General features: G+C 74.2%; 11 protein-coding genes and 1 rRNA gene. All 12 read right to left on the bottom strand.

Going from position 1 to position 12,692, the window contains the following annotated elements; translation table 11 throughout:
* A 16S ribosomal RNA gene (locus tag AC3WT4_RS10460) occupies positions 1-59 on the bottom strand; the annotation flags it as partial.
* Between the two features lie 615 nt (positions 60-674).
* On the bottom strand, positions 675-1,934 hold the full coding sequence (tyrS, locus tag AC3WT4_RS10455; protein ID WP_257419266.1) for a tyrosine--tRNA ligase: 1,260 nt from the start codon (positions 1,932-1,934) through the stop codon (positions 675-677).
* A gap of 152 nt (positions 1,935-2,086) precedes the next feature.
* A complete protein-coding gene (locus AC3WT4_RS10450) occupies positions 2,087-2,803 on the bottom strand; it encodes a DNA-3-methyladenine glycosylase (protein ID WP_492315400.1) in 717 nt (238 codons plus the stop codon).
* A 25-nt stretch (positions 2,804-2,828) separates the two neighbouring features.
* Positions 2,829-3,503, bottom strand: a complete 675-nt coding sequence (locus AC3WT4_RS10445) for a uridine kinase family protein (RefSeq protein WP_492315399.1) — start codon at positions 3,501-3,503, stop codon at positions 2,829-2,831.
* Between the two features lie 46 nt (positions 3,504-3,549).
* A complete protein-coding gene (gene argH / locus AC3WT4_RS10440) occupies positions 3,550-5,004 on the bottom strand; it encodes an argininosuccinate lyase (RefSeq protein ID WP_492315398.1) in 1,455 nt (484 codons plus the stop codon).
* A complete protein-coding gene (locus tag AC3WT4_RS10435; RefSeq protein WP_492315397.1) occupies positions 5,001-6,230 on the bottom strand; it encodes an argininosuccinate synthase in 1,230 nt (409 codons plus the stop codon). Before AC3WT4_RS10435 ends, argH begins: the two co-directional genes overlap by 4 nt.
* Before the next feature lie 87 nt (positions 6,231-6,317).
* Positions 6,318-6,854: an arginine repressor gene (locus AC3WT4_RS10430; protein WP_074810086.1), complete on the bottom strand. Its 537-nt coding sequence runs from the start codon at positions 6,852-6,854 to the stop codon at positions 6,318-6,320.
* Entirely contained in the window at positions 6,851-7,786 is a 936-nt protein-coding gene (gene argF / locus AC3WT4_RS10425) for an ornithine carbamoyltransferase (protein WP_074810085.1), read from the bottom strand. The genes AC3WT4_RS10430 and argF overlap by 4 nt, the downstream gene beginning before the upstream one ends.
* Positions 7,786-9,066, bottom strand: coding sequence for an acetylornithine transaminase (locus AC3WT4_RS10420; protein WP_492315404.1), 1,281 nt, complete (start codon positions 9,064-9,066; stop codon positions 7,786-7,788). The genes argF and AC3WT4_RS10420 overlap by 1 nt, the downstream gene beginning before the upstream one ends.
* Positions 9,067-9,176: 110 nt before the next feature.
* Positions 9,177-10,163: an acetylglutamate kinase gene (gene argB / locus AC3WT4_RS10415; RefSeq protein WP_074810084.1), complete on the bottom strand. Its 987-nt coding sequence runs from the start codon at positions 10,161-10,163 to the stop codon at positions 9,177-9,179.
* Entirely contained in the window at positions 10,160-11,371 is a 1,212-nt protein-coding gene (gene argJ, locus AC3WT4_RS10410; RefSeq protein ID WP_492315396.1) for a bifunctional glutamate N-acetyltransferase/amino-acid acetyltransferase ArgJ, read from the bottom strand. Before argJ ends, argB begins: the two co-directional genes overlap by 4 nt.
* Positions 11,368-12,462 carry an N-acetyl-gamma-glutamyl-phosphate reductase gene (gene argC / locus AC3WT4_RS10405; protein WP_492315395.1) on the bottom strand — a complete coding sequence of 365 codons (1,095 nt, stop codon included), beginning with the start codon at positions 12,460-12,462 and terminating at the stop codon, positions 11,368-11,370. Before argC ends, argJ begins: the two co-directional genes overlap by 4 nt.
* Positions 12,463-12,692: the final 230 nt, after the last annotated feature.

Here is a 12,692-nt window from a genome sequence, read left to right as displayed (position 1 = left end):
TGCATGTGTTAAGCACGCCGCCAGCGTTCGTCCTGAGCCAGGATCAAACTCTCCGTAAATGAACAACGCCCACCACCAAACCGAAGCCCGGCAGTGAACAATCCATACGAAGCGAACCCCAACAGGGTTCACAAAACTGGCATCAACACGAAAGATGACATCATCTTCCGAAATCAACCAAAGGAATCCCAGACACAACCAACCCAACCACCCGACGGGCAACCAGGCCAGCCATGCCACAGGGACAAAAAATTTGGCATTGACTAACAAGCACACTGTTGAGTTCTCAAACAACCGACACACACCAACTCAGCACCACCCGACCGGGCAGAACCTCGCTTGGGGCAACTTCTCTAATCTACCAGACCCTCGGTGTCCCTTCCAACTCGGTGTTCCGAGCTCGGAGGGCCTGCCGTGGAGCCAGCAGCCTCGAAGCTCGTCAGGGCGCGCGAGGCACCCGGTCGATCTTCGAGGGGACCGCCCGGGGGACCAGCCACCGTCTCGGATGATCGAGACCCGGTGTCCGTTCCTCCCTGCCGGGCGAACGTCGAGAACACTACACGCGCTCCGCAGGAGTGCCAAATCCGCTCGGTGGCGCAGCCGCCGGCGGCGACGGCGAAGGGGCCGGCACCGCTCGACGCGGCCCGGCCCCTCCTGGCCCTCGCCCTTCCGGGTCAGCCGGCGACGGCGACCCCGAGGGTCTTCTTGCCCCGGCGCAGGAGCGCGAACCGTCCGTGCAGCAGGTCGTCAGCCCCGAGCACCGCGTCCTCACCCGTGATCTTGACGTTGTTGACGTACGCGCCGCCTTCGGCGACCGCTCGGCGCGCGGCCGCCTTCGACGCCACGAGCCCCGACGCCGCCAGGAGGTCGACGACCGGGTCGCCGACCTGCGCCGTCGCGCGCGGCAGCTCGGCGACCGCCGCCTCCAGCGTGCGCTCGTCGAGTCCGTCGAGGTCGCCGCGCCCGAAGAGCGCCTGGCTCGCGGCGACGACCGCCTCGGTCGCCGCCGCCCCGTGCACGAGCGTCGTCACGTCGGCCGCGAGCGTGCGCTGCGCCTCGCGCGCACCCGGCCGCTCCCGGACCGCGGCCTCGAGCTCCGCGATCTCCTCGCGCGAGCGGAAGGTGAAGATCTTCAGGAACCGCACGACGTCGTCGTCCGCCGCGTTGAGCCAGAACTGGTAGAAGGCGTACGGGCTCATCATGTCGGCGTCGAGCCAGACGGCGCCGCCTTCGGTCTTGCCGAACTTCGTGCCGTCGGCCTTCGTGATGAGCGGCGTCGTCATGACGTGCACCGACGCGCCCTCCGTCCGACGGATGAGGTCGACGCCCGAGAGCAGGTTGCCCCACTGGTCGTTCCCGCCCGTCTGGAGCGTGACCCCGTGGCGCCGGTAGAGCTCGTGGAAGTCGATGCCCTGGAGGATCTGGTAGCTGAACTCCGTGAAGCTGATGCCCTCGTCCGAGCTCAGGCGGCGCGCCACCGTGTCCTTGGCGAGCATCGTGCCGAGGCGGTAGTGCTTGCCCACGTCCCGCAGGAAGTCGATGGCCGACATCTCCGAGATCCAGTCGAGGTTGTTGACGACCCGCGCCGCGTTCTCCCCCTCGAAGTCCAGGAAGCGCGAGACCTGGCCGCGCAGGCGCTCGGTCCAGTCGGCGACCGTCTCCTTCGAGTTGAGCACCCGCTCCCCCGACTGGCGCGGGTCGCCGATCATGCCCGTCGCACCGCCCACGAGCGCGATCGGCCGGTGGCCGGCGAGCTGGAGGTGGCGCAGCAGGAGGAGCTGGACCAGGTGCCCGTGGTGCAGGCTCGGCGCCGTCGGGTCGAAGCCGCAGTAATAGGTGATCGGGCCCTCGGCCAGCGCGGCGCGCAGCGCGGCCTCGTCGGTGGACTGCGCCACCAGGCCTCGCCATTGCAGCTCGTCGAGAACGTCGCTCACTTCTGCTCCTTCGTCGAGTGCCCGTCGTGCGGGCACAGCGGTGCGGCCCCGTCCGGGCCGCGGGTCCTAGTCTGCCGTGCCGGCCGCCGTCGCCCGGACACCGCCCACCACGCGGGCGGCGCGGGTGGTGTGCCGCGGGCGACGGCCCCGGCTCAGCGGGACCGGGCGCTCACGCGGCGGTAGGCGGAGACGGTCGGGTCCCCCGCGAGCCAGTAGCGCCAGGGGAACAGCTCGCCGTCCCCGCCGTCGCCCGACACGCCCACGCGCGGTCCCGCGGCGATCGGCGGCCGGTGCGGCCCGTCCGTCGCCCGGTGCAGCACGAGCTCGCCGTCGGGATCGGTCAGCTCCGCGCCGTACTGGCGCAGGTCGAGGTCGAGCGCCACGGCAAGACGCGCGGGGCCGCGTGCGATCTGGCGGTCGGAGTCGCACCGGCCCGCGGCGACCCGGCGGGACCGGGCGAGCTCGACGCCGTCGGTCACCTCTCCGGCGCGCAGCAGGACGGCGGACGCGCGGCCCACCGGACCGCACACGACGTTGACGCAGTGGTGCAGGCCGAGGTGGCGGTAGACGTAGAGGCGGCCCGGCTCGCCGAACATGGCCCGGTTGCGCTCCGTGCGGCCGCGGAACGCGTGCGAGCCCGGGTCGCGCTCGCCGTCGTACGCCTCGACCTCGGTGATCCGCAGCGTGACGTCGCCCTCAGCGCTGCGCCGCGTGAGCAGGGAGCCGAGGAGGTCGCGCGCGACCTCCTGCACGTCGCGCGCGTACCAGCCGCGGGCCGGGGCGTCCCACGGCCCGACGACGCGCGCGCTCCCGGACTCCCCCGTCCCCACGATGCCCGGCACCGTGCCCGCCGCAGCCTCTGCCGGCATGCCACCACCTCCCGTCCCGGGCAATCTACGCCTCGCCCCCCACGTCCGGGCGGGACGCGGTCGGGTCCGGGCCGGGCGCCGTCCGCCCCGTGCGCACGAGCCGTCCCCACCCGTCGAGGACGACGTCCGCACGCTCGCGCGTGGCGTTGCGGCGGTAGTGCTCGCGCTCCGCGGCCATCCAGGCGAGCCAGTGGTCGCGCTGGTCCTCGCCGTCCCGGTCGAGGCCGCGCCGGAGCCGGACGTCGTCCGGCGCCTCGACCCACACGCGCAGCGCCGCGACCTCGTCGGCCTCGCGCCGCCCCGCCCCGCAGCCCTCGACCACGAGGTACGGCGCGACCGGGACGTCGTGCCACTCGGCGAAGCGGTCGAGGTGCCAGTCGAACCGGCGGTACCGCCCGGCCCGGCCCGCCGCGAGCGGCGTCAGCACCCACGCGTCGAGCCGCCCCCAGGCGGGCTCGAGCCCGCGCCATCCCTCGTAGAGGTCGTCCATGTGGAGCACCTGGGCGGGCAGCGCGTCGCCGAGCTGCGCGGCGAGCGTCGTCTTGCCCGAGCCCGCGGGCCCGTCCACGACGACGAGCCGTGTGCCCGACGTCGTCCCCTCCCCCGCGGCGACCTCGCCCGGGCCGGGCGGCCCGAGGCGCGGGACGGCGTCGCGCACCCGGCGGACGAGCTCGGCGAGGACGTCCGGGCCGACGCTCACGCCCGCGCCGCCGGGCACGCGCGCCGCACCGCGAGCCGGGGCACCGTCAGTCCTGGGCCCAGAAGCGGTACTCGGCCGAGCGCTCCTTCGCGGCCTCGAGCTGCTCGGCGACCCGCACCGGGGCGGTGCCGCCCACGGCGTCGCGCGACGCGAGCGAGCCCTCCACGCTCAGCACGTCGCGCACGCCCGGCGTGAGGTGCTCGGAGATCGACGCGAGGTCGTCGTTCGAGAGGTCCCACAGCTCGATGCCGCGCTCCTCGCACGCGCGCACGCACGCGCCCGCGACCTCGTGCGCGACGCGGAACGGCACGCCCTCGCGCACGAGCCACTCGGCGACGTCCGTCGCGAGCGAGAACCCCTGCGGAGCGAGCGACGCCATCCGGTCGGTGTCGAACTCGAGCGTCGCGACCATGCCGGAGAACGCGGGCAGCAGCACCTCGAGCGTGTCGACCTGGTCGAACACCGGCTCCTTGTCCTCCTGGAGATCGCGGTTGTACGCGAGCGGCAGGCCCTTGAGCGTCGCGAGCAGGCCCGCCAGGTCGCCGATGAGGCGACCCGCCTTGCCGCGCGCGAGCTCGGCGACGTCGGGGTTCTTCTTCTGCGGCATGATGCTCGACCCCGTGGAGTAGGAGTCGTGCAGGCGCACGAAGCCGAACTCCTTCGTCGCCCAGAGGATGACCTCCTCCGCGAGGCGCGAGAGGTCGACCCCGAGCATCGCGGCGACGAACGCGAACTCCGCGACGACGTCGCGCGACGCGGTGCCGTCGATCGAGTTCTCGACCGGGCCGTCGAACCCGAGCTCGGCGGCGACCGCCGCCGGGTCGAGGCCCAGCGACGAGCCCGCGAGCGCCCCCGAACCGTACGGGGAGCGGGCGGCACGCACGTCCCAGTCGATGAGCCGGTCGACGTCGCGCAGCAGCGGCCACGCGTGGGCGAGCAGGTGGTGCGCGAGGAGCACAGGCTGAGCGTGCTGGAGGTGCGTGCGCCCGGGCATGGCCGCGCCCGGGTGCGCGGCGGCCTGCTCGATCAGCGCGTCGACGACGTCGAGCACGAGGCGCGCGATCGTGCGCGCCTCGTCACGCAGGTACATGCGCGTGAGCGTCGCGATCTGGTCGTTGCGCGACCGGCCCGCGCGCAGCTTCCCGCCCAGCTCGGGCCCGGCGCGCTCGATGAGCCCGCGCTCCAGCGCGGTGTGCACGTCCTCGTCGTCGTCGGCCGCGACGAACGCGCCCGACGCGACGTCCTCGCGCAGGCGCTCGAGCGCCGCGAGCATGCCGTCGAGCTCGTCGTCGTCGAGCAGGCCGGCCGCGTGCAGGACCTTCGCGTGCGCCTTCGAGCCCGCGACGTCCTGGCCCGCGAGGCGCCAGTCGAAGTGCGTGGACTTGCTCAGCGCGGCCAGCGCGTCGGCGGGGCCGCCGGCGAACCGGCCGCCCCACAGGCTCACCCGCGACGTCTCCGTCGGCTCGACGGCGGTGCCGTCCTGGTCGTCGTGCGTGCTCACAGCGCTCCCGTCCCGAGGTCCACACCGTTGCCGAACTTCTCGTCGCGCGCGGCGGCGAGCTTCGCGGTGAGACCGTAGATCTCGATGAATCCCTTGGCCTGCGACTGGTCGAACGAGTCGCCCTCGTCGTACGTCGCGAGGTTGAAGTCGTAGAGGCTCGCGTCCGAGCGCCGGCCCGTGACGGTCGCCCGACCGCCGTGCAGCACGAGGCGCACATCGCCGGACACGTACCGCTGCGTGTCGTCGACGAACACGTCGAGCGAGCGCTTGAGCGGGCTAAACCACATGCCGTCGTACACGAGCTCGGTCCAGCGCTGCTCGACGCCGCGCTTGAAGCGGGCCTGCTCGCGCTCGAGCGTGACGTTCTCGAGCTCCTGGTGCGCTGCGATGAGGGCGATCGCGCCCGGCGCCTCGTAGACCTCGCGCGACTTGATGCCCACGAGGCGGTCCTCGACGATGTCGATCCGCCCGACGCCCTGGGCGCCGGCGCGGCGGTTCATCTCCTGGATCGCCTGGAGCGGGGTCACCGCGACGCCGTCGAGCGCGACCGGGACGCCCTGCTCGAACGTGACGACGACCTCGTCCGCGACGGGCGGGAACGTCGGGTCGTCGGTGTAGTTGTAGACGTCCTTGGTCGGCGCGTTCCAGATGTCCTCGAGGAAGCCGGTCTCGACCGCGCGCCCCCAGACGTTCTGGTCGATCGAGAACGGGTTGTGCTTCGTCGTGGCGATGGGCAGCGCGTGCTTCTCCGCGTACTCGATGGCCTTCTCGCGCGTCAGCGCGAGGTCGCGCACGGGCGCGATGGTCTTGAGCTCGGGCGCGAGGGACGTCGTGGCGACCTCGAAGCGCACCTGGTCGTTGCCCTTGCCCGTGCACCCGTGCGCGACGGTCGTCGCGCCGAACTGGCGCGCCGCGCGCACGAGGTGCTTGACGATGACCGGGCGCGACAGCGCCGAGACGAGCGGGTACCGGTCGAGGTACAGGGCGTTCGCGCGCAGCGCGGGCATGCAGTACTCCGCGGCGAACTCGTCGCGCGCGTCGGCGACGTACGCCTCGACGGCGCCGCAGTCCAGGGCACGCTGCCGGATGATCTCGAGGTCCTCCCCGCCCTGGCCGACGTCGACCGCGACGGCGACGACCTCGGCGCCCGTGGCCTCGGCGATCCAGCCGATGGCCACCGACGTGTCCAGGCCGCCCGAGTAGGCGAGCACGACGCGTTCAGTCATGACGGTCTCTTTCTGTGACGTGCGGGTGGGGTCCGGGGTCCAGTCTCGCAGGGCGCCGCGGCCGCGCGGGGCGTGGTCCGACGGCGGTCAGTCCGGCGTGCCGGGGACGGGCCCGCCGTGGGGTCCGGAGAGCTCGAGGAAGCGCCGCGCGAGGTCCGCGCCGCCGTCGGGGTCGCGCGCGATGACGAGGATCGTGTCGTCGCCCGCGATGCACCCGAGCACGTGCGGGAGCACGGAGTGGTCGATCGCCGACGCGAGGTAGTTCGCGGCACCGGGGGGCGTACGCAGCACGACGAGGTTCGCGGACGCCTCGGCGGACACGAGCATCTCCGAGCACAGGCGCGCGAGCCGGGCCGCGAGGTACTCGGGCGACTCCGCGGTCTGCACGCTGCGGTCCCCGCCCTCCCCCGGCACCGCGTACACGAGCGCGCCCGAGGCGCCGCGCACCTTCTCCGCGCGCAGCTCGATGAGATCGCGCGAGAGCGTCGCCTGCGTCACCGACAGGCCCTCGCGCTCGAGCTCGCGCGCGAGCTCCGCCTGCGAGTGGATCTCGGTGCGGCGCACGATCTCGGCGATGCGCGCGTGGCGCGCCGTCTTCGTCGTCGCCGTGCGGGGCTCGGTCACGACCGCTCCAGGAGGAACGTGAGCAGCGCCTTCTGCGCGTGCAGCCGGTTCTCCGCCTCGTCCCACACCGCCGAGCGGGGGCCGTCGATCACCTCGGCGGTGATCTCCTTGCCCCGGTAGGCGGGCAGGCAGTGCAGCACGATCGCGTCGGGCCGGGCGTGCGCGAGGAGGTCGTCGTTCACCTGGTACGGCACGAACGGCAGGGCGCGGTCCTCGGCCTCCGCCTCGTCGCCCATCGACACCCACGTGTCGGTCGCGACGACGTCCGCCCCCGCGACGGCCTCGACCGGGTCGGACGTGACGAGCACGGAGCCGCCGGTCTCGGCGGCGATCCGCTCGGCGTCGGCCACGAAGACGGGGTGCGGCGGGTAGCCGTCCGGCGTCCCGACCCGCACGTGCAGGCCCGCGGTCGCGCCGCCGAGCAGGTAGGAGTGCGCCATGTTGTTCGCGCCGTCGCCGACGTACGCGAGCGTCTGGCCCGCGAGCGCCCCCGTCCCGCCGCGGAGCTGGGCGATCGTCAGGAGGTCCGCGAGGATCTGGCACGGGTGGAAGTCGTCGGTCAGGGCGTTGACGACCGGGACCCGGCTGATGGCCGCCATCTCCTCGATCCGGTCCTGGCCGAACGTGCGCCACACGATGGCGGAGGCCTGCCGGTCGAGCACGCGCGTGACGTCCGCGACGGACTCGCGGACGCCGACCTGGGCGAGCCGGCCGTCCACGACGACCGGGAAGCCGCCGAGCTCCGCGATGCCCGTCGCGAACGAGAGCTGCGTGCGAAGCGTCGGCTTGTCGAACAGGACGGCCACGCCCTGCGGTCCGGCGAGCGGCTGGCGGAACGTGCGGTCGTCGCGGAACGCGAGGCCGATCTCGAGGACCCGACGCTGCTCGGCGGGCGTGAGGTCGTCGTCGCGCAGGAAGTGCCGGGGGGCCATCAGGAGCTCCTCGTCGTGGGGGCGGTCGTGGGGTCCGTGGTGGGCTCGGACGTGGGGTCCGTCGTGGGGTCCGTGGTGGGGACAGGGGGGACGTCGGCCGGGGCGGCGGCGTCGTCGGAGACCGCGACCGCGGCGAAGAACGCCACGACGTCGCGCGCCTGGTCGGGCGTGAGGACGAGCGGCGGCGCGAGCCGGATCGCGTCGGGCGCGACGGCGTTGACGACGAAGCCCGCGTCGAGCGCCGTGCGCGCGACGTCGGCCGCGACGGGCCGCGTGAGCTGGACGGCGAGCAGGAGCCCACGGCCCCGCACGCCCGCGACGAGCGGGTTCCCGGCCCCGGCGATGCCGTCGCGCAGGAGCGCCCCGACGGCCCGCACGTTCTCGAGGAGCCCGTCGCGCTCGATCACCCCGAGCGTCGCGAGCGCCGCCGCGGCCGCCACGGGGTTGCCGCCGAACGTCGTCCCGTGCTGCCCGCGGCCGAGCAGCGTCGCCGCGCGCTCGCCGTACGCGACCACCGCGCCGACGGGGAACCCGCCGCCGAGGCCCTTGGCGAGCGTGACGACGTCGGGCACGACGCCGCCCCCCACCTCCGGCTGCTGGTACGCGAGCCACGAGCCGGTCCGCCCGACGCCGGTCTGCACCTCGTCGAGGACGAGGAGCGCGCCGTGGCGCGCGGTGAGCTCGCGCGCGGCGACGAGGTAGCCCGGCGAGAGCGAGCGCACGCCCGCCTCGCCCTGCACAGGCTCGACGACGAGCGCGGCGACCTCGCCGCGGGCCGCCACCGCCGCGGGCGAGAAGGCCTCCTCGAGCGCGGCGACGTCGTCGAACGCGACGAACTCGACGCCGCCCGGGAGCGGCTCGAACGGCTCGCGGTACGCGGCCTTCGACGTCATCGCGAGCGCGCCCATGGTCCGGCCGTGGAAGCCGCCCTGGAGCGCGAGGACCCGCGTGCGACCCGTCCGGCGCGTCATCTTGAACGCCGCCTCGTTCGCCTCCGTGCCCGAGTTCGTGAAGAACACGCGCGACCCCTCGGGCGCCTCCGCGAGCGCGAGCAGGCGCTCGGCGAGCGCGATCTGCGTCGGGGTGCCGAAGAAGTTCGAGACGTGCCCGAGCGTGCCGAGCTGGGCCGAGACGGCGGCCGTGAGCGTCGGGTGGGCGTGGCCGAGCGCGTTGACCGCGAGGCCCGCGAGCAGGTCGAGGTACCGCTTCCCGTCGGCGTCCCACACGTACGCGCCCTCGCCCCGCACCAGGACGCGCTGCGGCGGGCCGAACGTGTCCATGACGGCGTGCGCGTAGCGGTCGGTCCACTGCGCGACGGAGCCGTCGGCCGGGGCCGTCACGTCGGTGGGCGGTGCGGGCGCGGGCGCGCCCTGCTGGTGGTCGAGCGCGTTCACGCGGCCCCTCCGGCGGTCGTGGTGAGCGCGGGCGCAGGCGCGCCCGCGGCGTCCGGGACGACCATCGTCCCGTTGCCCTGGGTGGTGAAGACCTCGAGCAGCGTCGAGTGCGGCACGCGGCCGTCGATGACCGTCGCCGCAGGGACCCCGCCCTCGACGGCGCGCAGGCACGCCTCCATCTTGGGGACCATGCCCGCCGAGAGCGACGGCAGGAGGGCCGCGAGCTCGGAGCGCGAGATCTGCGCGACGAGCGAGCCTCGGTCCGGCCACGACGTGTACAGGCCCTCGACGTCGGTCAGGACGACGAGCTTCTTCGCGCCGAGCGCGACCGCGAGCGCCGCGGCGGCGGTGTCCGCGTTGACGTTGAGCACCTGGGTCGGGTCCTCGAGGTCGGGGGCGATGGTCGACACGACGGGGATGCGGCCGGCGTCGAGCAGGTCCTGGACCGCGGACGGGTGCACCTCGACGACGTCGCCGACGAGCCCGACGTCGACCGGCTCGCCGTCCACGGTCGCGTGCCGGCGCTGGGCCTGCAGCAGGCCGCCGTCCTCGCCCGAGAGCCCGACGGCGTACGGCCCGTGCGCGTTGATGAGGCCGACGAGCTCGCGCGAGACCTGGCCGGTGAGGACCATGCGCACGACGTCCATCGCCTCGGGCGTCGTGACGCGCAGCCCCCCGCGGAACTCGGACTCGATGCCGAGCCGGTCGAGCATCGCGGAGATCTGCGGGCCCCCGCCGTGCACGACGACCGGGCGCAGCCCGACCCGGCGCAGGAACACCATGTCCTCGGCGAATGCGGCCTTGAGCGTGTCGTCGACCATGGCGTTGCCGCCGTACTTGACGACGACGAGCGCGCCGGCGAACTCCTCCAGCCACGGCAGGGCCTCGACGAGCACCTCGGCCTTCTGCTCGGGGCGCAGGTCGGTGCGCGTGTCGAACGCGGCGTCGTGCGGGTGGGGCGTGGGGGTGGTCGGGTCGCTCATGAGGAGTACGCGCTGTTCTCGTGGACGTAGTCGTGCGTGAGGTCGTTGGTCCAGACCGTCGCGGTCGCGGAGCCGGCGTGCAGGTCGATCTCGACGCGCACCTCGCGCTCGGCCGCGAGGTCGACGAGCTCGCGGGGCTCGCCCACTCCCCCGGCCCGGCAGACCTGCACGTCGTTGACCGCGACGTCGAGCAGGAGCGCGTCGAACGGCGCGACGTCCTCGGGGACGGTCCCGACGGCGGACACGATGCGGCCCCAGTTCGGGTCGTTGCCGAAGATCGCGGCCTTGAACAGGTTGGAGCGGGTCACGGCGCGCGCGACGGCGACCGCGGCGTCCTCGCTCGACGCACCCACCACGGAGACGGCGACGTCGTGGCTCGCGCCCTCGGCGTCGGCGACGAGCTGGCGCGCGAGCGACGCGCACGCCTCGGTGACGGCGTCGGTGAGCGCGTCGAGACCGACCTCGACCCCGGACGCGCCCGAGGCGAGCAGGATCACGGTGTCGTTGGTCGACATGCAGCCGTCGGAGTCGACGCGGTCGAACGTCGTGCGGGTCGCGGCGCGCAGCGCGGCGTCGGCCGTCGCGGCGTCGACGACGGCGTCCGTCGTCAGCACGCACAGCATGGTCGCGAGGCCCGGCGCGAGCATGCCCGCGCCCTTCGCCATGCCGCCCACGGACCACGTCGCGGCGCCGTCCGTCGCGGTGGCGTCCGTGACCTCGCGGACCACCGCGACCGTCTTGGGCACGGTGTCCGTCGTCATGATCGCGAGCGCGGCGTCACCGCCGCCGTCGACCGCGGCGACCGGGTCCGCGAGCGCCGCCGCAGCGGCGTCGACGCCCGCGAGGAGCTTCTCCATGGGCAGCCGCACGCCGATGAGGCCCGTCGAGCAGACGAGCACGTCGCCCGCCGACGTCGCGAGCACGTCGGCGACGTGCTCCGCGGTGCGGTGCGTGTCCGCGAAGCCCTCCGGGCCCGTGCACGCGTTCGCGCCGCCCGAGTTGAGCACGACGGCCGTCGCGCGCCCGTCGCCCACGGCCTGGCGCGTCCAGGCGACCGGCGCGGCGAACACGCGGTTCGTCGTGAGCACGGCGGCGGCGACGTCGAGCGGCCCGTCGTTGACGACGAGCGCGACGTCGCGCGCGCCGGTGGACTTGAGCCCGGCGGCGACGCCGGCGGCCCGGAAGCCCTGCGGGGTGGTGACGGTCACGGGGCGACCCCCTCGGTCGTGAGGCCCGCCGTCTGCGGCAGGCCGAGCGCGATGTTCATGGACTGCACCGCGGCGCCCGCGGTGCCCTTGACGAGGTTGTCGATCGCCGTGACGGTGACGACGCGGCCCGCCGCGTGGTCGACGGCGACCTGGACGAGCGCGGTGTTCGCGCCGAGGGTCATTGCCGTCGTCGGCCACTGGCCCGCGGGCAGCACGCGGACGAACGGCTCGCCGACGTACGCGTCCTCCCAGGCCTGGCGGACCCGTGCGTCGAGCGCGGCGGGGTCGAGGCGCGCGGCGTCGGCGGACAGGCGCGCCGTCACCGTGGCGAGGATGCCGCGCGACATGGGCACGAGCGTGGGCGTGAACGAGATGCTGACGGCCGGGGCCCCCGCGGCCCGCAGGTTCTGCGCGATCTCCGGGATGTGCCGGTGCGACCCCCCGACGGCGTACGGCTGCGCCGACCCGAGCGCCTCGGACGCGAGCAGGTGCGGCTTGAGCGACTTCCCCGCGCCCGAGTACCCGTTGGCGAGCACCGCGACGAGGTCCGTGCCCTCGACGAGCCCGGCGGCGACGCCCGGCTGGATGCCGAGCGTCACGGCGGTGACGTTGCACCCGGGGACGGCCACGCGCCGCGCCCCGACGAGCCGCTCGCGCTGCCTCGTCTCGGTCGCCGCGGCGCCGGGGGCGAGCGTGAGCAGGAGCTCCGGCAGCCCGTACGGCCACGTGCCCGCGTGCTCGGAGCCGTAGAACGCCGACCAGTCCGCCGCGGACTCGAGCCGGTGGTCCGCGCCGAGGTCGAGCACGAGCACGTCGTCCGGGAGCTGTGCCGCGATCTCGCCCGACGCGCCGTGCGGCAGGGCCAGCACGACGACGTCGTGCCCTACGAGGTGCTCGACCGCCGTCGGCAGGAGCACGCGGTCGGCGAGGGATCGCAGGTGCGGCTGGTGCTCGCCGAGGAGCGCGCCCGCGTTGCTGTGCGCCGTCACGGCGCCGATCTCCACCTCGGGGTGCCCGGCGAGCAGGCGGAGCGTCTCCCCGCCCGCGTACCCCGACGCACCCGCGACCGCGACTCTGATCGTCATATGCATCACTATACATACTTATGCAACGGTCGGGCCGGAGGTCCTGTCCCACGGTACGCGGGGTCGGGTCCGTGCTCGGTGGGGTCTACGACCCGCGGGGTCGGGCCCGCGGTTCGGGATCGGTCTACGGCCCGCGGGGCCGGGTCCGCGGTGGGGTCGGTCTACGGCCCGCGGGGCCGGGTCCGCGGTGGGGTCGGTCTACGGCCCGCGGGGCCGGGTCCGCGGTGGGGTCGGTC

The organism is Cellulosimicrobium sp. EB106-03-01-XG111 (assembly GCF_058792115.1).
Note: the sequence above shows the minus strand (reverse complement) of the source record. Positions and strands in the feature narration are given on the sequence as shown.

Excerpts from the sequence above, each read along its gene's own strand:
- AC3WT4_RS10450 (WP_492315400.1), bottom strand. The coding sequence starts at position 2,803 with ATGCCGGCAGAGGCTGCGGCGGGCACGGTGCCGGGCATCGTGGGGACG.
- AC3WT4_RS10435 (WP_492315397.1), bottom strand. The coding sequence starts at position 6,230 with ATGACTGAACGCGTCGTGCTCGCCTACTCGGGCGGCCTGGACACGTCG.
- argF (WP_074810085.1), bottom strand. The coding sequence starts at position 7,786 with ATGGCCCCCCGGCACTTCCTGCGCGACGACGACCTCACGCCCGCCGAG.
- AC3WT4_RS10420 (WP_492315404.1), bottom strand. The coding sequence starts at position 9,066 with ATGGACACGTTCGGCCCGCCGCAGCGCGTCCTGGTGCGGGGCGAGGGC.
- argB (WP_074810084.1), bottom strand. The coding sequence starts at position 10,163 with ATGAGCGACCCGACCACCCCCACGCCCCACCCGCACGACGCCGCGTTC.
- argC (WP_492315395.1), bottom strand. The coding sequence starts at position 12,462 with ATGCATATGACGATCAGAGTCGCGGTCGCGGGTGCGTCGGGGTACGCG.